23 protein-coding genes are annotated in these 22,484 nt (G+C 71.3%); 10 read left to right on the top strand and 13 right to left on the bottom strand.

Annotated elements, in window-relative coordinates; translation table 11 throughout:
• The gene (locus tag QSK17_RS16445; RefSeq protein WP_285705641.1) at window positions 1-867 is read left to right on the top strand and encodes a hydrogenase maturation protease; all 867 of its coding nucleotides are present in this window, start codon (window positions 1-3) and stop codon (window positions 865-867) included.
• Between the two features lie 42 nt (window positions 868-909).
• Complete coding sequence (locus QSK17_RS36420; RefSeq protein WP_502889225.1) at window positions 910-1,017, top strand: DUF6893 family small protein; 108 nt, start codon at window positions 910-912, stop codon at window positions 1,015-1,017.
• A gap of 19 nt (window positions 1,018-1,036) precedes the next feature.
• Here the strand turns inward: QSK17_RS36420 and QSK17_RS16440 are convergent, their stop codons facing one another.
• Window positions 1,037-1,426, bottom strand: a complete 390-nt coding sequence (locus tag QSK17_RS16440; protein WP_285705640.1) for a PadR family transcriptional regulator — start codon at window positions 1,424-1,426, stop codon at window positions 1,037-1,039.
• A 479-nt stretch (window positions 1,427-1,905) separates the two neighbouring features.
• Here QSK17_RS16440 and QSK17_RS16435 point away from each other — a divergent pair, with 479 nt between their 5' ends.
• Window positions 1,906-3,393 (top strand): hypothetical protein, encoded by a 1,488-nt coding sequence (locus tag QSK17_RS16435; protein ID WP_285705639.1) that lies wholly within the window; start codon window positions 1,906-1,908, stop codon window positions 3,391-3,393.
• A gap of 63 nt (window positions 3,394-3,456) precedes the next feature.
• On the opposite strand, the gene QSK17_RS16430 is transcribed toward QSK17_RS16435, so the two are convergent.
• The 3 genes from QSK17_RS16430 to QSK17_RS16420 are packed head-to-tail and all read right to left on the bottom strand — an operon-like array spanning window position 3,457 to window position 6,057.
• A complete protein-coding gene (locus tag QSK17_RS16430) occupies window positions 3,457-4,614 on the bottom strand; it encodes an acetyl-CoA C-acetyltransferase (RefSeq protein WP_285705638.1) in 1,158 nt (385 codons plus the stop codon).
• Window positions 4,614-5,240, bottom strand: coding sequence for a TetR/AcrR family transcriptional regulator (locus QSK17_RS16425; RefSeq protein WP_285705637.1), 627 nt, complete (start codon window positions 5,238-5,240; stop codon window positions 4,614-4,616). Before QSK17_RS16425 ends, QSK17_RS16430 begins: the two co-directional genes overlap by 1 nt.
• Before the next feature lie 40 nt (window positions 5,241-5,280).
• Entirely contained in the window at window positions 5,281-6,057 is a 777-nt protein-coding gene (locus QSK17_RS16420) for an SDR family oxidoreductase (protein WP_285705636.1), read from the bottom strand.
• Window positions 6,058-6,129: 72 nt separating this feature from the next.
• Here QSK17_RS16420 and QSK17_RS16415 point away from each other — a divergent pair, with 72 nt between their 5' ends.
• The 4 genes from QSK17_RS16415 (at window position 6,130) to QSK17_RS16400 (ending at window position 10,253) form a co-directional block, all read left to right on the top strand.
• Window positions 6,130-6,969, top strand: a complete 840-nt coding sequence (locus tag QSK17_RS16415; RefSeq protein WP_285705635.1) for an enoyl-CoA hydratase — start codon at window positions 6,130-6,132, stop codon at window positions 6,967-6,969.
• Window positions 6,959-8,086, top strand: coding sequence for an acyl-CoA dehydrogenase family protein (locus tag QSK17_RS16410; protein ID WP_285705634.1), 1,128 nt, complete (start codon window positions 6,959-6,961; stop codon window positions 8,084-8,086). Before QSK17_RS16415 ends, QSK17_RS16410 begins: the two co-directional genes overlap by 11 nt.
• Before the next feature lie 104 nt (window positions 8,087-8,190).
• Window positions 8,191-9,225, top strand: a complete 1,035-nt coding sequence (locus QSK17_RS16405; protein ID WP_285705632.1) for an acyl-CoA dehydrogenase family protein — start codon at window positions 8,191-8,193, stop codon at window positions 9,223-9,225.
• A 224-nt stretch (window positions 9,226-9,449) separates the two neighbouring features.
• Complete coding sequence (locus QSK17_RS16400) at window positions 9,450-10,253, top strand: DUF1838 family protein (RefSeq protein ID WP_285705630.1); 804 nt, start codon at window positions 9,450-9,452, stop codon at window positions 10,251-10,253.
• Window positions 10,254-10,272: 19 nt separating this feature from the next.
• On the opposite strand, the gene QSK17_RS16395 is transcribed toward QSK17_RS16400, so the two are convergent.
• From QSK17_RS16395 to QSK17_RS16380, 4 genes are read right to left on the bottom strand one after another with little or no spacing between them, the layout of a single operon-like run.
• Window positions 10,273-11,334 carry an NAD(P)H-dependent flavin oxidoreductase gene (locus QSK17_RS16395; RefSeq protein ID WP_285705700.1) on the bottom strand — a complete coding sequence of 354 codons (1,062 nt, stop codon included), beginning with the start codon at window positions 11,332-11,334 and terminating at the stop codon, window positions 10,273-10,275.
• Window positions 11,334-12,086, bottom strand: coding sequence for a CoA-transferase subunit beta (locus QSK17_RS16390; RefSeq protein ID WP_285705629.1), 753 nt, complete (start codon window positions 12,084-12,086; stop codon window positions 11,334-11,336). The genes QSK17_RS16395 and QSK17_RS16390 overlap by 1 nt, the downstream gene beginning before the upstream one ends.
• Window positions 12,083-12,949, bottom strand: a complete 867-nt coding sequence (locus tag QSK17_RS16385) for a CoA transferase subunit A (RefSeq protein ID WP_285705699.1) — start codon at window positions 12,947-12,949, stop codon at window positions 12,083-12,085. Before QSK17_RS16385 ends, QSK17_RS16390 begins: the two co-directional genes overlap by 4 nt.
• 22 nt (window positions 12,950-12,971) lie before the next feature.
• Window positions 12,972-13,739: an enoyl-CoA hydratase family protein gene (locus QSK17_RS16380; RefSeq protein WP_285705628.1), complete on the bottom strand. Its 768-nt coding sequence runs from the start codon at window positions 13,737-13,739 to the stop codon at window positions 12,972-12,974.
• Between the two features lie 104 nt (window positions 13,740-13,843).
• Here QSK17_RS16380 and QSK17_RS16375 point away from each other — a divergent pair, with 104 nt between their 5' ends.
• Entirely contained in the window at window positions 13,844-14,746 is a 903-nt protein-coding gene (locus tag QSK17_RS16375; protein WP_285705627.1) for an SDR family oxidoreductase, read from the top strand.
• An 82-nt stretch (window positions 14,747-14,828) separates the two neighbouring features.
• Here the strand turns inward: QSK17_RS16375 and QSK17_RS16370 are convergent, their stop codons facing one another.
• Window positions 14,829-16,274: a hypothetical protein gene (locus QSK17_RS16370; protein WP_285705626.1), complete on the bottom strand. Its 1,446-nt coding sequence runs from the start codon at window positions 16,272-16,274 to the stop codon at window positions 14,829-14,831.
• Between the two features lie 185 nt (window positions 16,275-16,459).
• Here QSK17_RS16370 and QSK17_RS16365 point away from each other — a divergent pair, with 185 nt between their 5' ends.
• Together QSK17_RS16365 and QSK17_RS16360 are read left to right on the top strand one after the other, a co-directional pair.
• Complete coding sequence (locus tag QSK17_RS16365) at window positions 16,460-17,116, top strand: response regulator transcription factor (RefSeq protein WP_285705625.1); 657 nt, start codon at window positions 16,460-16,462, stop codon at window positions 17,114-17,116.
• Window positions 17,113-18,267, top strand: a complete 1,155-nt coding sequence (locus QSK17_RS16360) for a sensor histidine kinase (protein ID WP_285705624.1) — start codon at window positions 17,113-17,115, stop codon at window positions 18,265-18,267. Before QSK17_RS16365 ends, QSK17_RS16360 begins: the two co-directional genes overlap by 4 nt.
• A 49-nt stretch (window positions 18,268-18,316) precedes the next feature.
• Here QSK17_RS16360 and QSK17_RS16355 read toward each other — a convergent pair whose 3' ends face one another.
• From QSK17_RS16355 to QSK17_RS16340, 4 genes are all read right to left on the bottom strand, one after another.
• Window positions 18,317-19,612 carry a sensor histidine kinase gene (locus QSK17_RS16355; RefSeq protein WP_285705698.1) on the bottom strand — a complete coding sequence of 432 codons (1,296 nt, stop codon included), beginning with the start codon at window positions 19,610-19,612 and terminating at the stop codon, window positions 18,317-18,319.
• A 186-nt stretch (window positions 19,613-19,798) separates the two neighbouring features.
• Window positions 19,799-20,155, bottom strand: a complete 357-nt coding sequence (locus QSK17_RS16350) for a hypothetical protein (protein ID WP_285705623.1) — start codon at window positions 20,153-20,155, stop codon at window positions 19,799-19,801.
• The gene (locus QSK17_RS16345) at window positions 20,152-20,613 is read right to left on the bottom strand and encodes a hypothetical protein (RefSeq protein ID WP_285705622.1); all 462 of its coding nucleotides are present in this window, start codon (window positions 20,611-20,613) and stop codon (window positions 20,152-20,154) included. The genes QSK17_RS16350 and QSK17_RS16345 overlap by 4 nt, the downstream gene beginning before the upstream one ends.
• Before the next feature lie 73 nt (window positions 20,614-20,686).
• Entirely contained in the window at window positions 20,687-22,324 is a 1,638-nt protein-coding gene (locus tag QSK17_RS16340; RefSeq protein WP_285705621.1) for an AMP-binding protein, read from the bottom strand.
• Window positions 22,325-22,484 lie beyond the last annotated feature (160 nt).

The following is a 22,484-nucleotide window of genomic DNA, read 5'->3' as shown; positions in this document are numbered from 1 at the left end:
ATGAACTTCTGGACGCGCATGGAAGGGCGGGGGCCGGACACGGTGGTCGTGGACGGCGTGCCCGTCGGCCCCGGCAGCCGGGTCCGGCTCCGGCCGCGGCTGGGGTCACGACAGGGGTCCCAGCCGTCCCGCGCGGACATCTTCGACCTCGCGCTCGACGGGCGGATCGCCGTCGTGGAGGCGGTCGAGCAGGACGACGAGGGCACGCCGCATCTCGCGGTCACCCTGGAGGACGATCCCGGCCGCGACCTCGGGGAGGCGCGGCTGCCCGGCCACCGCTTCTTCTACACGGCCGACGAGGTCGAACCGCTCGCCGCCGACTCCGGCGCCGAGCGGCCGGTCCGCGTCCTCGTCGCCGGGATCGGCAACATCTTCCTCGGCGACGACGGCTTCGGCGTCGAGGTCGTCCGCCGCCTGGAGCAGGCCCGGCCGCCCGAGGTGCCCGAGCTGCCCCCGGGCGTGGACGTCGTCGACTTCGGGATCCGCGGGATGGATCTGGCCTACGCGCTGCAACGGGACTACGCCGCCGTGCTGTTCGTGGACGCCGCGCAGCGCGGTGAGCGCCCGGGGACGCTCACCCTTCTCGAACCACGTCTCGCCGACGAGCGGGGCGTGCCGGTGGAGACGCACGGCATGGACCCGGTGCAGGTCCTGCGCCTCGCCCGGGAGCTCGGCCGGATTCCTCCGCGCGTCCTCATCCTGTGCTGCGAACCGGCGACGGTGCTGCGGGGTACGCCCGACGAGGACGTGCTGGTCGAGCTCAGCGCCCCGGTGCGGGCGGTGGTCGGCGACGCCGCGCGCTTCGTCGTCTCGTTGGTCGCAGATCTGATCGCGGAGTGCGGCGGGCCTGGTTCTGCTGGTTCGTGACGGACATCCGGGAGAGCACCCGGAGGAACGGAGTATGCGGCGATGAAGAAGCTCAAGGTGACCGCCGTGGTCCTGGCCTGCGCCGCGGCGGCGCTGCTCGTCATGATGTGGCCGGACATCCGCCGCTACCTCAGGATGAGGCGCATGTAGCGCGCCCGGGGCACGCGCTTCAGCAGGACCTGTCCTCGTCGGGCTCGCGGGCCGCGCCCTCGGCGGCCGGGCGGCGGTTCTCGATGAGCGGCGCCAGCCGGCGCATGTAGTAGTCGAGCCTCCTGCGCGTCTCCTCCAGCGTGCCCAGCCAGCTCAGCAGCTCCGCCCGCCCCTTGGCGGTGATCCGGTAGATGCGCCGCGCCGGGCCGGCGCCGGAGGGCGCCCAGTCGGAGCACAGGCAACCGTGGTGCTCCAGCGAGCGCAGCGTGCGATAGACGGTGCTGGTGTCACCGTCGGTGATGCCGAGGGGGCGTAGCCGCTGGACCAGTTCGTAGCCGTGGTCGGGGCGCTCACCGAGGAGCAGAAGCAGGCAGGAGCTCAGTAGGTTCCTCGGTTCGAAACCGCTCACTCCGGACCACCGTTCTGGCTGTTCGTTCCGGCTGCTCGTTCCCCGCTGCTCGTTCCCGGCCGCGTTTCCGCGGCTCGTCCCGACTGCTCGTTCCGCTGACGACTCGTTTCGTACAGCTGAGGAGCCGTTCGGGAATGCGAGCGGGATGGGAATTCCGGGATTCGGCGTGTGGATACCCGTATGGGCACACCCTCGCACGCCCTGCGACATATCCGGATTCACATCCTTTCCCCAGAGCCTCACCGCCATTGCGCAAATAGGCGGCAACGCGAGCACGCCGAAAAGGCGATTTCGAGAGCGCGGGATGAGTGAGCGCGGCGGGATGCCCGAAAAATGCCGTTCGTAACCAGCCGGAGCGGAGTTAAACCTGCCTTTACTTGATGCTCGACGACTGCTGAATATGCGCTAACTAATCTGGCGCAGATGATTCCGCCGAGCCAGGTGTGACACCTGTGCCGGTTGTGACGGGGAGAAATACGATGAATCAGCTTACGGAGACCGCCACACGGGGTGGCGCCTCCCTGCGAGCGCCGGAGCTGTCCTCCAAGAAGGGCGTCAAGCGCTGGATGGCCTCGCGCCGCTGGTACCTGGCGCTCGCCGTGGTGGCCGCCTGCTACTCGGCGGTCCAGCTCCTGGTGACGGCCCGGGTCGGGCTGGGGTGGGACGAGAGCATCTACGTTAGCCAGGTCACCCCTGGCCTCCCCCCGGCCTGGTTCAGCGCGCCGCGCGCCCGGGGCGTCCCCCTGCTGGTCGCGCCGGTGACCTTGTTCACCTCGTCGGTCATCGTCATCCGCGTCTATCTCAGCCTGCTGTCGGGCCTCGGGCTGTTCCTCGCCTACTACCCCTGGGTGCGGTTGCGCCCGGGCGCCGCCGTTCCCGCGGCCGCCGCCCTGTTCGCGGGGCTATGGACGTCGCTGTTCTACGGCAGCGAGGCGATGCCGAACATCTGGGTCGCCTTCTGCGCGGTGGCCGGCGCGGGCCTGTTCAGCCTGTACAAGCGGAAGTGGTCCCTCGTGGGGATCGTCGTCGCCTTCGCCATCGCGTCGCTGGTCCGCCCCACGGACGCGTCCTGGCTGGCGCTCCCCCTCGTGGGGTACGGGCTGGTGACCAGGCGCTTCCGCGCGGTCGTCGCAGTCGTCGCGGGGCTGGTCGTCGGCTGGGGCGAGTGGTTCGCCGAGGCGGCGCTGAAGTACGGCGGCCCGTTCGCGCGGCTGTCCGCGGCGGGCGCGAAGAACGAGGCCGGGCTCCACTTCAGCCTGGGCGAGCACCTGCGGGCCCTGGACGGGCCCATCCTGTGCCGCTTCGGCCACCCGTGCGGTGACATCCCGCTCGCGCACGTCGCCTGGTTCGCCGCCATCCCGGTCCTCGCCGCTGTCGGCCTGTGGGCCGTCCGCAAGCCGGCGCGGCGGCGGCCGCTGCTCATCGCCACCGCCTCCGGAGCCGCGCTCGCGCTGTCGTACATCTTCACGATCGGGTACGCCGCGCCGCGGTTCCTGCTGCCGGCCTACGCCCTGCTCGCCCTGCCCGTGGCCTGCGGCCTGGCGTCGGTGGCGCGGGCGCGCGTGGGGCGCGTTCTGGTCGCCGTCGCGATGGTCGCGTTCTTCGCGCTCCAGGGAGGCACACTGCTCGAGCGGGCCGAGATCGAGGGCGCCGCCCGGGAGCCCGACCGCCTCGCCGCCGAGGCGTTGCGCGGTCACGGCATCACCCGGCCGTGCTTCCTTTACGGCCACGCGGCCATCCAGGTCGGCTACCTGAGCGGCTGCGGCATGGTCGGGATCACCACGAACTACGGCGGGTACGAGCTTCCCCGGCAGATCGACGCCGCGCTCACCCGCGGCGAGTGGGTCGGCGTCCTGAGCAACAGGAAGGACACGCCGGCCGCGTTCCTCTCGATCTGGCACCGCGTGCCCCTCATCACGGTGGACGGCCAGCGGTGGTACCTCTACCGGCCGCCGCAGGCCCGGTAGTCCCCGTACGCCGGGGCGAGCGGCGGGGTGCGGCGGCGGGGTGCGGCGGCCGGAAAACGCTGATCAGAGGCGTTCGATGATCGTGACGTTCGCCTGGCCGCCGCCCTCGCACATGGTCTGCAGGCCGTAGCGGCCACCGGTGCGCTCCAGCTCGTGGAGCAGGCTGATCATCAGCCGGGCTCCGGTGGCGCCGAGGGGGTGGCCGAGGGCGATGGCGCCGCCGTTGACGTTGACCCGCTCGGGGTCGGCGCCGGTCTCCTTCAGCCAGGCCAGCACGACCGAGGCGAACGCCTCGTTGATCTCGACCAGGTCCATGTCGCCGATCTGCATGCCGGTCTTCTTCAGCGCGTACGCCGTGGCGGGGATCGGCGCGGACAGCATCCGGATGGGGTCCTCGCCGCGCGCGGAGAGGTGGTGGATGCGGGCGCGGGGCCGCAGGCCGTGCGTCCGCACCGCCTCCTCGGAGGCGATGAGGAGGGCGGCGGCGCCGTCGGAGATCTGCGAGGCGACCGCGGCGGTGAGCCGCCCGCCCTCCTCCAGGGTCTTCAGCCCGGCCATCTTCTCGAGCGTGGTGTCGCGGCGCGGGCCCTCGTCGTGCTCGACGCCCTCGATCGGCTCGATCTCCCTGGCGAAGCGGCCCTCGTCGATGGCCCGGATCGCGCGCCGGTGCGACTGGTAGGCGAAATGCTCCATGTCCTCGCGGGAGATGTCCCAGTCACGGGCGATCATCTCGGCGCCGCGGAACTGCGACACGTCCTGCCTGCCGTACCTGGCCTGCCAGCCGTGCGAGCCGACGTACGGGCCCTCGGTGAAGCCGAGGGAGTCGGCGGCGCCGCGCGAGGCGAAGGCGATGGGGATCTGCGACATGTTCTGCACGCCGCCCGCGACCACGAGGTCGGAGGTGCCGGACATGACGGCCTGCGCGGCGAAGTGCAGCGCCTGCTGGGACGAGCCGCACTGCCGGTCGACGGTGACGCCGGGCACCTCCTCGGGCAGCCCGGCGGCCAGCCAGCAGGTGCGCGCGATGTCGCCGGCCTGCGGGCCGACGGTGTCGAGGCACCCGAAGACCACGTCCTCCACGGCCGACGGGTCCACTCCGGAACGGGCCATCAGCGCGTTCAGCGCGTGCGCGCCGAGATCGGCCGGGTGCACGCCGGACAGGCCGCCGCCCCGCTTGCCCACGGGAGTGCGCACCGATTCGACGATGTATGCCTCCGCCATCAGAACTCCTTTGGTTGAAGGATCCCTTCCAGGACCATCGCGAGGTACTGCCTGGCGATCTCGTCCGCGGACAGCGGGCCGTCGCTCCGGTACCAGCTCGCGGCCACCCAGACGGTGTCGCGGATGAACCGGTAGATGAGGCCGGTGTCGAGGTCGGCGCGGAGCTCGCCGTCCATGACGCCCCGGTCCAGCACCGACAACCACACCTCCCTGAACCGCCGCTGGCTGTCCAGCAGGTACGAGAAACGCGGATTTGTCGCGAGGTGTTTTGATTCGTTCTGATAAATCACGACTGCTGGGCGATGGCGGTGGATCGTCTGGAACGACGCGCCGATCAGCGCCCGGAAGGTGTCGCGGGCGCCGCGGCCGGAGCCGAGCACCTCCTCGTAGACCGCCCACATGTCGGCGAGGAAAGCCGACAGGATCTCGTCCGCCATCGACTCCTTGGAGTCGAAGTGGTAGTAGAGGCTGCCGCCGAGAATGCCCGCCGCGTCGGCCACCTCACGGACGGTCGTGACCGCGTATCCCCGCGAGGCGAAGACCTCGGCCGCCGCGGCGAGCAGCTCGGCCCGCCGCTCGGCCCGTGCGGCCGCGGTGCTCTCGGAGTCTCGGCGACGTGGACTCATGGAACGGGAGACCTTTCGGTGCGCTGCTCGGGGATGCCGGTCACGGATGCTGACTGGACACGGAGACGACCTCTCCGGTCATGTACGAGGAGTAGTCGCTCGCGAGGAAGACCATCACGTTGGCGACCTCCCACGGCTCGGCGTACCGGCCGAACGCCTCGCGCCTGGTGAGCTCGTCGAGCAGCTCCTCCGTGGTCACCTTGGCCAGGTGGGGGTGCATGGCGAGGGAGGGCGCCACCGCGTTGACGCGCACCCCGTACGGCGCGGCCTCGATCGCGGCGCACCGCGTCAGCGCCATGACGCCGGCCTTGGCCGCCGCGTAGTGCGCCTGGCCCTCCTGGGCCCGCCAGCCGATCACGGAGGCGTTGTTCACGATCACGCCGCGCTCTCGCGGCTGCATCCGCGCCAGCGCGGCACGGGTGCAGCGCATGGTGCCGGTCAGCGTCACGTCGAGCACCCGGCTCCACTGCTCGTCGGTCATCTCGACGAGCTTCGCCGTGCCGCCGAGGCCGGCGTTGTTGACGACCACGTCGGCCGGGCCGAAACGCTCCTCCGCGACCGCGAACAGATTCCGCACCTGCTCCTCCGAGGTCACGTCGCACGGCACCGCGGTCACCGAGGCGGGATCGAACTCCTTCTCCAGGGCGGCGAGGCTTTCCGACAGCCGCCGCTCGTGGGCGTCGCTGATCACCACGCGGGCGCCCTCCTCCAGCATCCGGCGGGCGCAGGCGCCGCCGATGCCGGTGCCGGCGGCCGCGGTCACCACCGCCACCCGGTCACGGAGCAGACCGTGGCCCGGAACATAAGACGGCTTCATCCCCGGCCCTCCTCACTGAGCTTCACATGGGTTACCCTACCAAACAATTGTTAGAAAGAATGAGGGGTCCCGATGACCGTAGTGCGCTACGAGCGGCGCGGGCCGGTGGCGGTGGTCACCATGAACCGCCCGGAGTACCGCAACGCGCAGAACTCAGCGATGACCTACGCCCTGGACGAGGCCTTCTACCGGGCGGTCGCCGACGACGAGGTCAAGGTGATCGTGCTGGCCGGCGAGGGCGGGCACTTCTCCGCCGGGCACGACATCGGCACGCCGGGACGGGACGCGCACGTCACGTTCGAGCGCAGGGCGAGCCTCTGGTGGGACCACGTGGGCAAGGAGGGCGCCGAGAGCCGCTTCGCCCGCGAGTCCGAGGTGTACCTCGGCATGTGCCGCCGCTGGCGCGAGATCCCCAAGCCGACGATCGCGATGGTGCAGGGCGCCTGCATCGCGGGCGGGCTCATGCTCGCCTGGGTGTGCGACCTGATCGTCGCCTCCGACGACGCGTTCTTCGCCGACCCGGTGGTGCGCATGGGCATCCCCGGCGTGGAGTACTTCGCCCACCCGTGGGTGATGCCGCCGCGGATCGCCAAGGAGTTCCTCTACACCGGCGACCGGATGCCCGCCCGGCGCGCATACGAGGTCGGCATGGTCAACCGCGTTGTCGCGCGCGACGAGCTGGAGACCGAGACCTTCGCGCTGGCCGAGCGGATCGCCGCCATGCCGCGCCTCGGGCTCGCGCTGACGAAGAAGGCCGTGAACCAGGCCGAGGACCTCCAGGGCATGCACGCCGGGATGGACTCGGTGTTCGGCCTGCATCACCTCGCCCACGCGCACAACGCGGAGACCTCGGCCGACTCCCTGGCCGGGATGGACCCCAAGAGCATGAAGGCCGCCGCTGATGGATCTTGACCTGTCGTCCGTCGAACCGTTCCGGGCCGAGGTCCGGGACTGGCTGCGCGCGCACGTCCCCGGCACTCCCCTGCCCTCACTGGAGGTCGAGGAGGGCTTCGCCGCGCACCGCGCCTGGGAGCGCGAGCTGCACGAGGCGCGCCTGTCCGTCGTGTCCTGGCCGGCCCGGTACGGCGGGCGGGACGTGAGCCCGCTGGAGTGGCTGATCTTCGAGGAGGAGTACTACGCGGCCGGGGCTCCGGGCCGGGTCAGCCAGAACGGCATCAACCTCCTCGCCCCGACCCTGTTCAACCACGGCACGCCCGAGCAGCTCGACCGGGTACTGCCGTCGATGGCCTCGGGCGAGGTGATCTGGGCCCAGGCGTGGTCGGAGCCGGGCGCGGGCAGCGACCTGGCCTCCCTGCGCGCCACCGCGACCCGGGTGGACGGCGGCTGGCTGCTCAACGGCCAGAAGACGTGGAGCTCCCGCGCGGCCTTCGCCGACTGGGGCTTCGGCCCGTTCCGCTCCGACCCGGAGGCGCAGCGGCACCGCGGCCTGACGTACCTGATGTTCCCCCTGGACGCGAAGGGCGTCACCCGCCGCCCGATCGGCCGCATCGACGGCAAGCCGGCCTTCGCCGAGCTGTTCTTCGACGACGTCTTCGTGCCCGACCGCGACGTGATCGGCGCGCCGGGTGAGGGCTGGCGGGTGGCGATGAGCACCACCGGCAACGAGCGCGGGCTCACGCTGCGCAGTCCCGGCCGGTTCCTGGCCGCCGCCGACCGCCTGGTCGATCTCTGGAAGGAGCGCGCCGACCCCGCCGACACGGCGCTGCGCGACCGGGTGGCCGACGCGTGGATCAAGTCCCGTGCGTACCGGCTGAAGGGGTTCGAGACCATCTCGCGCACCGAGGACGTCGGGGCCGAGTCCAGCATCAACAAGATCTTCTGGTCGGAGCTCGACGTGGCGCTGCACGAGACCGCGCTCGACCTGCTCGGACCGGACGGTGAGCTCGACGGCGAGTGGCTGGAGGGCTACGTCTTCTCCCTCGCCGGCCCGATCTACGCAGGGACGAACGAGATCCAGCGCAATGTCATCGCCGAGCGCGTGCTCGGCCTGCCCAGAGCGGGACGGTGACCCGTGGCACGCGACCGTGACATCGACGGCGGCATCGACGGCGGCGCGGGCGGCACCGACGGCGACATCGACGGCGGCGCGGTGACGACTTTCGGGAGGCAGCCGTGAAGTTCCTGCTCGACGCCGAGCAGCGGCTGTTCGGCGACACACTGCACAAGCTCCTGGCCGAGGCCGGCACGCCGGCCGTGATCCGCGACTGGGCGGCGGGGACGCGCGAGCCGGGCTTGGCCCTGTGGCGCTCGCTCGCCGACGCGGGCGTCCTCGCCGTCGCCGTGCCCGAGTCCGCGGGCGGCGCCGGCCCGCTTCCGGTCGAGCTGGTCACCGCCTTCCACGAGCTGGGGCGGCACGCCGTGCCGGGGCCGTACGCCGAGACCGTCGCCGTCGCCGCGCTGCTCGACCGGCTGGACCTACTGGACGGCCTGGGGGCGGTCGCCGACGACCGGCTGATCGGGCCGGCCGGCGAATGGTCGGAGGGCAAATGGTCGGAGGGCGTCGCCGAGGGAAGGACGGTCGCCTCGCTCGCGCTGCCCCCGGCCATGCCGTACGCGCTGGACGCGGACGCGGCCGACATCGTCCTGCTGGTGGACGGCGACGAGCTGCGCGCGGGGGTGCCGGGCGAGGCACGGTCCTCCCTCGACCCCGCGCGGCGGCTGTTCACCGTCACCGGGGGTGACGTTCTCGCCTCCGGGCCCGCGGTGCGGGCCGCGGCGGAGGCGGCGTACGACATGGGCGCGCTCGCCTGCGCCGCCCAGCTCGTCGGGGTGGGCCGCGCGCTGCTCGACGTCTCGGTGGCGTACGCCACGACGCGGCGGCAGTTCGGGCGGCCGATCGGCGAGTTCCAGGCGATCAAGCACCACCTCGCGAACGCGCTCGTGGGCCTGGAGTACGCCCGCCCTCTGGTGCACGGCGCGGCCCTCGCCCACGGCTCGCCCGACTTCCCGCGTGACGTGTCCGCCGCGAAGGTCGCGGCGTCGGAGGCGGCGTACGCGGTGGCGAAGATCGCCCTTCAGGTGCACGGGGCCATCGGCTACACCGACGAGTACGACCCGAGCCTGTGGATCAGGAAGGCCCGCGCACTCCGCTCGGCGTGGGGCTCCCCCGCCGCCCATCGCGCCCGAGTGATCGCCGCCCTGACCTGAGCCGGACGTATTTGCGCGGCGGCCGTTCCGGCCGCCAGGCTCCCGCATCACGCGGAACGCCGTCCAGGCGGGGGCGTTCATGGGCTGAGCGGCGTTGTGGCGGCATCGGACACCACCTTGACTCGCATTCCGCTTGGCGGAATGCTGTTCCAGAAATATTTCGCCGGAGTCACCGACGTCAACAGATTGCGATCAGCCGTCCGAACGCCGTGAAGGAGACCAGCATGACGACCGAAGCGCCCCGAATCGCGGAGCTCGACGACCCGGCCGGCAACCTGGAGGCGCTGGTGCGCACCCGGGCCGGAACCGACGGCGGCGAGTACACGATCTGGTGGACGGGCGACGTCTACAGCCAGGTGCCCGGCGCGGACACCCGCAGGCTGTTCGGGTTCGTCGGCTTCAACGTGGCCCGCGCCGTGGCGGTGGAGGGCGGTTACGACCTCCTCACCCGGGAGGCGGCCTTCTACCTCGACCCGGTGACCCGCGAGATCCTCGAGACCTGGCACAACCCGTTCACCGACGAGGACGTGGACGTCCTGCACGTCTGGAACGACCCGGTCAACCAGCGCTTCCGGCTGCAGTCGCCGTACGGCCCGTGGCACGCGCCGTACACCGATCTGGGCGAGACGGTGGCGTTCAACCTCGACATCCCCATCAGCGCCCCTTCGGCGCTGCCCGTCGCCGAGTGGCCGAAGAACTCCGCCGACGACGTCTACCGCGCGGTGGAGCTCTTCCAGTTCTACGCGCCACGCGCGGAGCTGCTCGATCCGGCGATCGCCAGCGTGCGGTGCGACGTGTCGTGGATGCGGCTCTCGGCCTGGCTGCCGTGGATGGAGATGGCGCAGCGCCCCGGCAGTCTGGTCTTCCACTGCCGGGGAGCCAAGCTGGACGCCTACGACGACCTGCCGTCCGGCGTGCGTGCCTACGTCGAGAAGAACCATCCCGAGTACGCCCACGCCCCGGAGGAGTTCACCGCCCCGAACGAGACGAGCTGGACGTACTTCAAGAAAATGCGCAAACCGGCCTGAAACCCGCGGCTCGCCGGGGTCAGTCCGCGAGGTTGGCGCCGAGACCGCGCAGGACGTCGGCGGCCTGGGTGACAATCCCGTCGATCAGCTCCTCGCACGAGGGCAGGTCGTCGATGAGCGCCACGACCTGGCCGGAGGCCATCACGCCGAGGTCCGGGCGGCCGTCCACCATGGCCGCCTTGAGCAGCATCGGCGTGTTGGCCGCCATCAGGACCTGGGACCAGGTGAGCTCCTTGCCGTGCTTCATGGCGAGCCCGTCGCGGATCATGCCGGGCCAGGACATGCCCGAGATGCGGCGGAACCTCGCGGCATTGCGCACCGCGCGGAGCAGGCCGGAGACCCGGCCCGCACGCTCCAGACCGTTGACCAGCGGAGTGCGCAGCACCCGGTGCGGCATGCCGTCCACCTGGCGGGTGACCACGGTCTCCGACATGCCGAGGTAGGTCCGCTTGACCGAGTCGGGGACCGAGCTGTCCACGGTGAGCAGGAAGCGGGTGCCCATGGCCACGCCGGCCGCGCCGTACGCGAGCGCGGCGGCGAGACCGCGCCCGTCGAAGAAACCGCCCGCGGCGATCACCGGGATGCCGACCGCGTCCACGACCTGGGGCAGCAGCAGCGTGGTGGCGACCGCTCCGGTGTGGCCGCCGCCCTCGCCACCCTGGACCAGTACGGCGTCCGCACCCCACGCGGCGACCTTCTCCGCGTGCCGCCGCGCGCCGACCGACGGGATCACCACGACCCCGGCGTCCTTCAGCTTGGCGATGAGCTCCTGGCGGGGGGCCAGCGCGAACGAGGCGACCTTCACCCGGCTCTTGATCAGCAGGTCGACGCGCTCGCCGGCGTCCGAGGCGTCGGCACGCAGGTTCACGCCGAAGGGCGCGTCGGTGCGCGAGCGCACCTCCTCGACGGCGGTGGCGAGCTGGTCGAGCGTCATGGTGGCCGAGGCGAGGATGCCCAGGCCGCCCGCGTTCGCCACCGCCGAGACCAGACGCGGACCCGCCACCCACCCCATGCCGGTCTGCACGACGGGGTGGCGCACACCGGTGAGCCGGGTCAGCGGCGTGTCCAGGACCTGGTCGATCACGCCCGGACCTCCAGGTCCCGCAGGCTCCTCGGGTCGAGCACCTCGCGGATCAGCCGCAGCTCCTCGTCCGTCGGCTGCCGGGTCTCCGGCACGTCACCGTCGATCACGAGGTCGAACCCGGTGGCGGCGACGACCTGCTCCACCTCCACACCGGGGTGGACCGAGACCAGCCGCATCACCCTGTCCGGGGTGCCGAAGTCGAACACGCCCAGATCGGTCACCACCCGGCGCAGGCCGTGGAAGCGGGACGCCTCCGGGCCCAGCTCTGCCGCCCGGTCGTAGCCGACACCACTGACCATGTCCACCTTCGGCACGAACACCCGCCTGGACTGCTTGGGGATCCAGTAGCTCGTCGTGTTGCAGAACGTGTTGCCGGGGGCGCCGCGCACCCCGAGCAGCTGCGACGTGGGCCGTTCCCAGGCTCCGATGGCCGAGATGTTGGTGTTGCCGTACCTGTCGATCTGGGAGGCGCCCAGCATGACGTGCCGCCGCCCGTTCTGCACCAGCCACAGGTGGTCGCGGAACGGCATCCAGCCCTCGACCGGGCCGGCGGGCGCGCCGATCGGCACCGGTTCGGCGGTGAGCAACGCGCCGCCGTCGGTGGTCAGCAGTCCGGGCTCGAAGGTGTGCCGGGCCAGCCGGGCGCCGAGGATCGAGCAGGTGCCCATCGCCGCGGCCAGGATCTCGCCGTCGCCCCGCCACGCCTCGGCGCAGGCCGTCACGCAGATCTCCGCACAGGTCGCGCTCATCGTGCCCTCTCCCTCTGCTCCTGGTGCTGCTCCTCGTGCCACCGCACGACCGCCTCCTGGTAGGCCGTCTCGTCCCCGGCCAGGAACCGGTCCGCGAACGCGGCCCACGCCTCGGGGTCGGCCGCCGACCTGGCGTAGTGCCGCTGGAACGCCTCGTCGCGGCCGTGATCCGGCCCGCAGTCGGTGAAATGGCCGCCGTTCGGGGTCTCCACCACTCCGGCCGTGTACATGCGGCTGATGAGCAGCGTCTGCGGCGGGCCCTCCAGCTTTCCGGGCTCCACCAGGCGCTCGCAGCTCACGTAGCAGCGGCCCGCGGCCTTGGCCAGCATGTCGTCCATGTACGGGTCGGGACCGAGGTACTGGCCGTTGCCCCGCGTATCAGCCCGGTCCATGTGCACCAGGGCCACGTCCAGCGTCAGCGCGGGCGCCGCGACGAACTCCTCCTGATCGTCGTACGGCGAACGGACGGTGCGCAGCTCCGGATTCACCCGCATGACGTCCGAGCCGAGACCCGCCCGGGTGGGCAGGAACGGCAGCCGATGCGCGGCGGCCAGCAGGCCGAACATGAACATGCCCTCGTCATACTCCGTGAACTCGATCGCGCCGTTCTGCCTGGCCGCCCTGAAATGGGGCTCCAGCGGCACGGAGTCGAGCGTCACGAACGGGGCGATCACCTTGCGGACCTTGCCCGCGGCGCACAGCAGGCCCACGTCGGCCCCGCCGTACGACACGATCGTCAGATCCTCAAGGGGCGAGCGGTAGATCGCGCGGACCAGGGCCATCGGCTTGCGCCGGGCACCCCAGCCGCCGATGCCGATCGTCATGCCGCTCTCCAGCGACCCGACGACCTCCTCGATCGTCATGACCTTGGTGCTCACGAGTCGCTCACCACTCCTCATTCGCCGCGCGGGCGGAATCGTTGACGAAGCTGTCGCGGTGCCGGTCGCCGGCGCCCATGAGGTTGAGCTCGAACGTGAAGCCCTGCTCGAAGCGGTAGCTGCGGTGGACGTCGACCGGGTCGATGCCGTTCAGCGACTCCTTTGCCCGCCGGATCACATAGGGGTCCTTGCCGGCGATCTGGGCCGCGACCTCGAAGGCAGCGTCTCTGAGCCGGTCACGGGGCACCACGTCCAGCACCGATCCGAACGCGTGCAATTCGGCGGCCGTGACGTTCCGGCAGGTGTACACCATCGCCCGCATCAGGTGCTGCGGAACCAGCCGGGCCAGATGCGTGGCCGCACCCAGCGCGCCGCGATCGACCTCGGGCAGCCCGAAATAGGCGTCATCGGAGGCCACCACGACGTCGGCGTTGCCCACGAGGCCGATGCCGCCGCCGAGGCAGAACCCGTGCACGGCCGCGATCACCGGCACCTCGCACTCGTACACCGCGGAGAACGCGGCGTAGCAGCCCCGGTTCGCGCCGACCAGCGCGTCGAAGCCGGAGGTCGCCTGCATCTCCTTGATGTCCACCCCGGCGTTGAAGCCGCGACCCTCGGCGCGCAGGACGACGACGCGGGTCTCCGGCTCGCGGCCGGCCTGCCGCACGGCGTCGGCCAGGTCGAACCAGCCGCGCACGGTCAGGGCGTTGACCGGCGGCGCGTCGACCACCACCTCGGCGATGCCGTCCCCATGGTTCCTGGTGGAGATTCCCATACGCTACCTTTCCACCAAACATTTGTTAGAAATGACCGTAGCAGAAGGTACCGTGCCTGGACACGGCCCGCCTTCCCGACCGCCGCCGGCAAGGAGAGCTGAGAATGATCTGCAAGGACCGCGTCATCATCGTCACCGGCGCCGGGCGTGGCCTCGGCCGCGCGCACGCCCTGGAGTTCGCCCGTCAGGGTGCCAAGGTCGTCGTCAACGACCTCGGCGTGAGCCGGTCCGGCGAGGGCGGCTCCGCCGCGCCGGCCCAGCAGGTGGTCGAGGAGATCCGCGCGCTCGGCGGCGAGGCCGTCGCCGAGGGGTCCGACATCGCCACCGACGCCGGGGCCCGGGCGCTGGTGAGCACGGCGCTGGAGACCTTCGGCCGGCTGGACGTCCTGGTCAACAACGCCGGATTCCTCCGCGACCGCATGCTGGTCAACCTGTCCGAGGAGGAGTGGGACGCCGTGATGCGGGTCCACCTCAAGGGACACTTCCTGCCGCTCAAGCACGCCGGCCTGCACTGGCGGGCGGAGTCCAAGGCGGGTGGCCGGCCGGACGCCCGGGTGATCAACACCTCGTCCGGCGCGGGCCTGCTCGGCAGCGTGGGGCAGGGCAACTACTCGGCCGCCAAGGCCGGCATCGTGGGCCTCACCCTGGTCGCCGCCGCCGAGCTCGGCCGGTACGGCGTGACCGTCAACGCCATCGCCCCGGCGGCCCGCACGCGGATGACCGAGCAGGTGTTCGCGGCCACGATGGCGGCGCCGGAGGAGGGCGCCTTCGACGCGATGGCGCCGGAGAACGTCTCCCCGCTGGTGGTGTGGCTTGGCTCGGCCGAGTCGAGGGACGTCACCGGCCGCGTCTTCGAGGTCGAAGGCGGCCGGATCTGCGTGATGGACGGCTTCCGGCGCGGCCCGTCCACCGACAAGGGCGCCCGCTGGAACCCGGCGGAGCTGGGCGCGGAGATCGGTGGGCTGCTGAAGGAGGCCGCCCGCCCCGAGCCCGTCTACGGCGCCTGACAGCCCGGGCTACACCACGCCGCTCACGACGCCGGTGACCACGCCGGTCACCGTGTCCTCACCGGGCGGTTCACGCGGTCGTTCACTGGGCCGTCGCGCGGCGGCCCGGGCGGGCGCGCCACAGGCTCGCCGCGCCCAGGGCCGCGGCGACACACGCCACCGGAACCGCGGGCAGCATGTAGCGGTGGTCGAAGTCGAGCGCGGCGATCGGCCCGACGAACAGGAACATCGCCGCGGCCCACGGCAGCAGCGCCGGACGCCGCCGCCCGATCGCGCCGAGGCCGCCGAGCAGCAGAACCAGGCCGAACAGCGGGCCGTGCAGGGCGTTCGGGTAGCGGTACGCCGCGAAGAACCTGTCGTAGGGCTCGACGGACGCCATGCCGCGGATGGCGGGGTCGTACGCGACCCGGACCTGGTGGATCAGCGGGAACGAGGGCAGCGGCCAGGAGCCGACCGGGAACATCAGAGCCGGAACGACCCGCTTCGGGTGGCTCACGGGCGTCCACGCGAAGGCGAGCGACGCGTCGGAGACCACCTCGCGGAGGTAGTCGAGCGGCTGGGCGGCGATGGCGCGCAGCGCGAAGGACCTGGCCAGGTCGTTGTGGGAGAAGCGGTCGCCGGGCAGCCGGTTGAGCGATGTGTCCGCTGCCCACACGTACTCCCCGGCGGCGTCGACGACGGTGCCGTTCGGGCAGAGCCGCGCCTCCTCGGCCGGCGGCTTGATCTTCGAGCAGTCGGCGAACGTCATGGTGCGCGCCCACAGCGCCACTCCGTCCGAGCCGCTGAGCGCGAAGCGCCCGTGGTGCTGCTGATACCAGCCCGCGTAGGCGGCGAGCGGCAGCGTCCCCGCGACCGCCAGCGCGACCACCTGCCGCCATCCGACCCGCTGCAGGACCAGGTAGAGCACGAACAGGACGAGCAGCGGCGCCGCGGCCGTCCGGGTCAGCCCGGCCACCGCGAGCAGCACCCCGGCCACCGCGGCCGACCGCACCGAGGGCTTCGCCCGCCACATGAGAACCGTCAGCGCGGCGATGACGAGGAACGTGACCTGGGTGTCCGAGAGCACGGAGTGTTCGAGCCGCACGAACGACGGGTCGAACAGCACGGGCAGCGTGGCCAGCGTCGCGCCCCACGCGGGCAGCGAACGGCGGCGCAGCAGGAGATAGATCATCAGGCCCATGCCGAGCCCCATGACGTGCTGCACGCCGACCACAAGCGAGACGCTGTGGAACGGCCAGAGCAGCCGCAGGAAGAACGAGTAGCCGGCGGGATGGAACGCGCCGCCGGGCTTCAGGTGGACGGCCGTGTCCAGGTACGTGAACGAGTCGTACCAATACAGCTGGGCGGTGTTGTAGCCGAGCATCACGACGGCGCGCAGCGCCGCCGCCAGGGTGATCACGACGACGAACAGGCTGTGGCCCGAGCTGAGCGCCCGGCGCAGGCGATGGCGCGCGCCACCACCCTTCGTGACGCCCTCCGTGACGGGTTCGGCTTGTTCCATCTGGACGCCACCCGGTGAGGTGAGCATGGATGGTCCCCCTGATTCAGGGCCGGGCGGTTCCCGGCATCAGAGGAGAACTGAAACCGATGATCGCTAAACTCGGCGTCACCTGATCCGGTTACGTCCGCGTTATGGCGTTGATGGCATGGTGGCGCGATTCGACGGCGTTTTCGACGAACAGCTCGACGGCATCGCATGACATAGGGGGCACGTTGCGGGTATTGGTCGCCGAGGACGAGCGGATGCTCGCCGACTCGATCGCGGAGGGGCTGCGCGGGGAGGCGCTCGCCGTGGACGTCGCCTACGACGGGGAGGCGGCGCTGGAACGGGTGCGGATCCACGACTACGACGTGCTGATCCTGGATCGGGACCTGCCGGGCGTGCACGGCGACGAGGTGTGCCGGGCCGTGGTCGCCGACGCCGCGGCCGTGCGCATCCTCATGCTCACCGCGTCGGCTGACGTGCGCTCCCGGGTGGCGGGCCTCTCCCTCGGAGCCGACGACTACCTGCCCAAGCCGTTCGCGTTCGAGGAGCTGGTGGCCCGGGTCCACGCGCTGGGCCGCCGGGTCCGGGCGGCCGATCCGCCGATCCTGGAGCGAGCGGGCATCCGCCTCGACTGGGCGCACCGGCAGGCGTTCCGGGACGGGCGCTACGTGCCGCTGGCGCGCAAGGAGTTCGGCGTGCTGGCCGAGCTGCTGCGCGCCCGCGGGGCGGTGGTCTCCGCCGAGACGTTGCTGGAGAAGGTGTGGGACGAGCACATCGACCCGTTCACCAACACGGTGCGCACCACGATGATGAAGCTGCGCCGCAAGATCGGCGACCCGCCGGTCATCGAGACCGTCACCGGAGCGGGGTACCGGATCCCATGAAGAGCAGCGTCCGGCTCCGCTTCGCCCTCGCCTGCGGCGCGGTCTTCGTCCTCATCGGCGTCATCCTGGTCGCGGTGCTCGCCTTCGTCGTACGGCAGAGCCTGGAACCGCGTGACGGGCTCCGGCAGCCCAAGTGGATCCGCGCCGCGGGGAACATGTACCCGCCCCCCAGCGAGCCGTACTACGTCGCAGGGCAGCGGGTCGCGCAGGTCAGGCGCATCTACCAGGCCGACACGATCAAGAACGTACTGGTCTGGGGCGGCGTCGCCGTCCTCGCGGGCGGCGGGCTGGCGGCGGCGGCCGGCTGGCGGGCCGCCGGATGGACGATGCTCCCCGTGCGGTCGGTCACGGCGCGCGCGGTGCGCGTCGCCCAGAGCCACGACCTCACCGAACGCATCGCCCACACGGGGCCGGACGACGAGGTCAAGGAGCTGGCCGACACCGTCGACATCGTCCTCGCCCGGCTGGCCCGCTCGTTCGACGGGCAGCGGCGGTTCATCGCCAACGCCTCGCACGAGCTGCGCACGCCGCTCACCATCAACCGCACCCTGGTGGACGTGGCGGTCCGGCGGCCCGACGCGAGCGAGGACGTCAAACGGCTCGGCGAGTCCCTGCTGGTGGTCAACACCCGGCACGAGCGGCTGATCAACGGCCTCCTCGCCCTGGCCGAGGGCGAGCGGGCGGTGCTGGACCGGCGGCCGTTCGACCTGGCCGACGTGGCCGAGCACGTGCTCGACCTGGCCGCCGGCGAAGCCAAGGAGCAGGGCGTGACCGTCCACCGGCTGCTCGACCCCGCCCCCACCGCGGGCGAGGCCGTCCTGGTCGAACGGCTCGTGCAGAACCTGGTGGAGAACGCGATCCGGCACAACCACACGGGCGGCGAGGTGTGGGTGTCCACCCGGCGGCGGACCGACCGGGTGGAGCTGGTCGTGTCCAACAGCGGCCTGCCCGTGCCGCCGTACGAGATCGAGACGATCTTCGAACCGTTCCGGCGGCTGCACGGCGACCGGCTGCGCTCCGACCGGGGCAGCGGGCTCGGGCTGTCCATCGTCCGGGTGGTCGCCGAGGCGCACGGCGGCACCGTGACCGCCGAACCCCGCGAGGAGGGCGGCCTCACGATCGCCGTCGAGCTGCCGCAGGAGAGCGCCTGAGACCCCGGGGCGTGGGGCCGGGCACCGGACCGTCGGCCTGCCGTGCGCTTCAGGAGCGCAAAGGCAGGCGGAGCACGAACCTGGCGCCGCGCGGGGAGTCGCCGATCGTGAGCGTGCCGCCGTGGCTCTCCGCGATCTGCCGGGCGATCGGCAGGCCGAGGCCGGTGCCCCCGGCGTCCTTTCTCCGTGAGGCGTCCAGCCGGGCGAAACGCTGGAAGACGATCTCCCGTTGATCGGGCGGGATGCCGTCGCCGTCGTCCACCACTTCGAGCACCGCTGATCCGTCATCGCGAGCGACCTCGACCGTTACGTTGCGCTCGGCGTGGCGCTCCGCGTTGTCGAGAAGGTTGCCCAGGAGCCGAGACAGGTGCAGCGGATCGCCGTCGACCACCACGCCGGGGGTGAGCTGCTCGGTCACCGTGACCTTGCGTGCCCGCCGTACCAGCTCGGACTTCACCAGCTCGGCCAGGTCGACGGGTTCGCGCCGCCCGGGAGCACCCGCGTCCAGGCGCGCGATGTCCAGAAGGCTGGTGACCATGACCTGCAGCCGTTCCAGGCTGTCCAGCGCCGTACGCGCGGTGCGCGGCCAGTCGGTCTCCTCCGGGTGGAGGAGCGCCTCATCGAGCTCGGTGTGCATGGCGGTCAAGGGGGTGCGCAGATCATGGGACGTGTCGGAGGCGAAACGGCGCTGCTGTTCCACCGCGCGCTCCGCCCGGTCCAATGTCTGGTTCGCCCGTTCCGCGAGCCGGCGCAGCTCGTCGTGGAACCAGGGCACCGGAACCCGCTGGCTCAGGTCGCCACCGGTGATCTCGGCCAGCTTGGACGTCATCGCGTCCACCGGTTCGAGCGTGCTGCTCACGGCCCGGTAGGCGGCCAGGGCGGTGACCCCGACCAGCAGGAGCCAGCCCGCGATGAGCAGGCCCAGGAAACGGGGGCTGATGTACCAGGGGACGTCGGAGACCGCCATATGGAGCCGCCAGAGCCCGTCGGACACGTGGAAGGGGAAATAGACGCCGATCTTGCACTCGCCCGGGAAGGCCCGCAGGTTGCAGATGTCGCTGGTCGCGATGTTGTCGGCGCGGTAGATGAGCCTCTCCATCGGTGGCGCGCTGGCCACGTTCGGTGTCGCCGCGACGAGGGCGCCAGAGGGGTCGAACACCTGGATCGCAATGTCCGGATCCTTGGGGAGATGGGAGACTGTGCCCTTCTGGCGTACCTCCTGACTGATCTGCACAGCCTCGGCGACGAGGTCCTTCGAGTAATATTCCCGGACATTGTCCCGTACGCTCACCAGGATGAGCGCCGCGATAACAGTGCAGATCAGCGCCATGACGGCGGTCGTCATCACCGTCAAGCGGGTTCTGATAGAGCATCGCTGCCATATGCGCACCGGGGCCATGACATCGCCACACTAGGACAGCTTTTTTCTGTTAGCTGGAGATTTAATCCCAAAAAAGGATAATTAGTGGCCGGCGAACACGTCCCTTGCCCCACCCTCGATCAGGTGCCCGCTCGGCGGGGTCACCACGCCTCAGGTGTCGGTGTCCCTGGGGTGGCGAGGCGAGGCATAGACCAGGTGGACGGTTCGCCGGGACTCGTCGACGAGGTAGCGCACACGACCACCCGCGGTGACCTCATATTCCCACTGTGGATATTCACAACCGCCCAGCGTCCCGGTGGCGAGGCGGCCCCGCAGCCGGTGCTGCCGGTCCGGATCTTCCAACGACAGCGGGGCATCGCGCAACGCCTCGAAGCAGCGCCGGGAGTTGCCCGCGGCTTCGGCGCACAGGTCGATCCATCCCTTGGCCGCCTCATTGGTGGCGAATCTCAGGTGCCATTCGTCACCGACCGGCGGCGGGGCCACGGTGTCGCCGCGCTTGGGACTCACGGAGCGGACACCTCGCCGTGGTCCTCATCGGGCAGCGCGCGGGTGAGCTGCGCGGTCAGCGCGGGATCGGCCAGGATCCGTGCGGTGGCACGCCATTCGACGATGATTCGGTGCAACGTGGCGTGGACGTCCAGATCGACCGCGTCCCGCGTGGTGTCGACGAGCTCCTGGACGAACTCCCTCGTCTCCTCCGCAGCGAGGTGCCGGACCCACGGGAAAACCGATGGCAGGGCGTGCAAGACCGCGCGGGTGCCTTCATCGCTGGCGAGCAGTGCGGCGATCATGCGAGCCGCGATATCCGCGGTCTCCTCCCGCTGCCGGTCATGCCGCGCCGTGGAGATGAACAGGTCTTCTCCGTCGCGGCGCTTGACGTGCACGCGATGACACCGATCGATGGTCTCGGCGACACGCTTCGAGTGCTTCGACAGATCGGAGAACGGGACAGTGGGCACGGTCATACCGCACCATACTTCGGAACACGTTCCGAAGTAAAGGCCGTCCCGTCCTCCGATGCCGCTCGGGCGGCCCGGGTCAGGCGCGCGAGAGTTCCGCCTTCTGCACCTTGCCGGTCGCGTTCTTCGGCAGGCCCTCTACGATGACGACCTCGCGGGGCACCTTGAAGTTCGCCAACCGGTCCCGGCAGTACTCCACGAGCGCCTCGGGCGCGAGGTCGGCGCCGGGGCGCGCCACGACGTAGGCCCGGCCGACCTCGCCCATCCGCTGGTCGGGAACGCCGATGACGGCGACCTCGGCGACCCCTTCGTGGCGGGCGAGCACCTGCTCGATCTCGGCGGGGTACACGTTGAACCCGCCGACCACGAACATGTCCTTCGAGCGGCCGGTGATGGTCAGGTTGCCGCGCGTGTCGAGGCGGCCGCGGTCGCCGGTCACGAGCCAGCCGTCCCTGATCGCGGCGGCGGTCGCCTCCTCGTCGTCGAGGTAGCCGAGCATCACGTTGTAGCCCCGGACGAGGACCTCGCCGTCCTCCCCCGGCGCGACCTCGCGGCCGTCGCCGTCGACGACCTGGATCTCCACGCCGTCGATGACACGTCCGGCCGTGTTCGCCACGGTCTCGGCGTCGTCGTCGAGAGAGCACGAGGTGACCGTGCCGCACGACTCGGTCAGTCCGTACGCGGTGACGACCTGGGGGAACAGCTCGGCCCGCATCCGCTGCACCAGCGCGACCGGCACCGTCGACGAACCGGTCACCGCGAGGCGGAGCGAGGACAGGTCGAACCGCGACCTCTCCGGCGCGTCCAGCATCGACACGTAGATGGTCGGCGCACCGGGCAGCACCGTGATCCGCTCGGCCTCGATCAGCCGCATCGTCTCGGCGGCCTCGAAGACCGGCTGGAGCACCATCGTGGCGCCCTGAAGCAGACAGGCGAACATGCCCGCCTTGTAGCCGAAGGAGTGGAAGAACGGGTTGACGATGAGGTAGCGGTCGCCGTGGGTGACGCCCGTCCGGCCGCACCACGACCGGTAGGTGCGGACGTTCTGCTCATGCGTGCACATGGCGCCCTTGGATCGGCCCGTCGTGCCCGAGGTGAACAGGATGTCCGCGACGTCCTCCGGGGACACCGACCGCGCCCGCGCCGCCGCCTGCTCGTCCGTGACGGAGGCCGCCCCGCCGACGAACTCCTCCCAGGGGGCGGCCCCCGGCCGCGGCCCGGCGTCGTACGCGACCACCGTGCGGAGGTCGGGCAGCCCCGCGCCGGCGCCCCCGCCCTCGCCCGTGTTTCGCTCGCCCGTGTTTCCCTCGTCGGTGTTCCCCTCGTCCGTGTTCCCTACGGGCACACCCAGCATGGACAGGTAGCCGTTGCCGAGGAACCCGTCCTCCACGAACAGCATCCGGGCCCGGCTGCGCTGGAGCAGCCACCGCGCCTCGTCGCCCTTGTACCTGGTGTTGATCGGGACGACGACGGCGCCGGCCGCGAGCACGCCGAGGGCGGTGACCATCCAGCGCAGGCTGTTCGGCGCCCAGAGGGCGATCCGGTCTCCGCGCCCGACGCCGTGCGCGATGAACGCCCGCGCCGCCTCGCGGGCCCGGTCCCGCAGCTCCGCGTACGTCACCCGGACCGGGCCGTCCACGACGGCCTCGACGTCCGGGAAGTCGCGCGCGGCGCGCTCCAGGACACCCGGAATCGTCAATGTGTCGTTGTCGATCATGAGCTCCCTGCCTCGGTGGGGACCTGTCGGGCTCCGGTGGCGACCTGCCGGACCTGCCGGGATGACCATCGTGTCGCCCATTCCCGGCGGCCGGGGCGGTCGTCCCGCTGGGTGGTACCCGGCCCCCGCCGGGCGGTGCCCCGCCGTAGCCTCCGGGGAA

It is taken from the genome of Microtetraspora sp. NBRC 16547, from assembly GCF_030268965.1.
In the GTDB taxonomy this organism is placed as follows: domain Bacteria; phylum Actinomycetota; class Actinomycetes; order Streptosporangiales; family Streptosporangiaceae; genus Microtetraspora.
Note: the sequence above shows the minus strand (reverse complement) of the source record. Positions and strands in the feature narration are given on the sequence as shown.

What these genes read in the sequence shown, in the direction of transcription:
- QSK17_RS16435 (WP_285705639.1), top strand. Translation starts at nt 1,906, where the DNA reads ATGAATCAGCTTACGGAGACCGCCACACGGGGTGGCGCCTCCCTGCGA.
- QSK17_RS16430 (WP_285705638.1), bottom strand. Translation starts at nt 4,614, where the DNA reads ATGGCGGAGGCATACATCGTCGAATCGGTGCGCACTCCCGTGGGCAAG.
- QSK17_RS16400 (WP_285705630.1), top strand. Translation starts at nt 9,450, where the DNA reads ATGACGACCGAAGCGCCCCGAATCGCGGAGCTCGACGACCCGGCCGGC.
- QSK17_RS16420 (WP_285705636.1), bottom strand. Translation starts at nt 6,057, where the DNA reads ATGAAGCCGTCTTATGTTCCGGGCCACGGTCTGCTCCGTGACCGGGTG.
- QSK17_RS16360 (WP_285705624.1), top strand. Translation starts at nt 17,113, where the DNA reads ATGAAGAGCAGCGTCCGGCTCCGCTTCGCCCTCGCCTGCGGCGCGGTC.
- QSK17_RS16370 (WP_285705626.1), bottom strand. Translation starts at nt 16,274, where the DNA reads ATGCTCACCTCACCGGGTGGCGTCCAGATGGAACAAGCCGAACCCGTC.
- QSK17_RS36420 (WP_502889225.1), top strand. Translation starts at nt 910, where the DNA reads ATGAAGAAGCTCAAGGTGACCGCCGTGGTCCTGGCCTGCGCCGCGGCG.
- QSK17_RS16380 (WP_285705628.1), bottom strand. Translation starts at nt 13,739, where the DNA reads ATGGGAATCTCCACCAGGAACCATGGGGACGGCATCGCCGAGGTGGTG.
- QSK17_RS16425 (WP_285705637.1), bottom strand. Translation starts at nt 5,240, where the DNA reads ATGAGTCCACGTCGCCGAGACTCCGAGAGCACCGCGGCCGCACGGGCC.
- QSK17_RS16375 (WP_285705627.1), top strand. Translation starts at nt 13,844, where the DNA reads ATGATCTGCAAGGACCGCGTCATCATCGTCACCGGCGCCGGGCGTGGC.
- QSK17_RS16390 (WP_285705629.1), bottom strand. Translation starts at nt 12,086, where the DNA reads ATGAGCGCGACCTGTGCGGAGATCTGCGTGACGGCCTGCGCCGAGGCG.
- QSK17_RS16340 (WP_285705621.1), bottom strand. Translation starts at nt 22,324, where the DNA reads ATGATCGACAACGACACATTGACGATTCCGGGTGTCCTGGAGCGCGCC.
- QSK17_RS16355 (WP_285705698.1), bottom strand. Translation starts at nt 19,612, where the DNA reads ATGACGACCGCCGTCATGGCGCTGATCTGCACTGTTATCGCGGCGCTC.
- QSK17_RS16345 (WP_285705622.1), bottom strand. Translation starts at nt 20,613, where the DNA reads ATGACCGTGCCCACTGTCCCGTTCTCCGATCTGTCGAAGCACTCGAAG.
- QSK17_RS16410 (WP_285705634.1), top strand. Translation starts at nt 6,959, where the DNA reads ATGGATCTTGACCTGTCGTCCGTCGAACCGTTCCGGGCCGAGGTCCGG.
- QSK17_RS16445 (WP_285705641.1), top strand. Translation starts at nt 1, where the DNA reads ATGAACTTCTGGACGCGCATGGAAGGGCGGGGGCCGGACACGGTGGTC.
- QSK17_RS16415 (WP_285705635.1), top strand. Translation starts at nt 6,130, where the DNA reads ATGACCGTAGTGCGCTACGAGCGGCGCGGGCCGGTGGCGGTGGTCACC.
- QSK17_RS16385 (WP_285705699.1), bottom strand. Translation starts at nt 12,949, where the DNA reads ATGACGATCGAGGAGGTCGTCGGGTCGCTGGAGAGCGGCATGACGATC.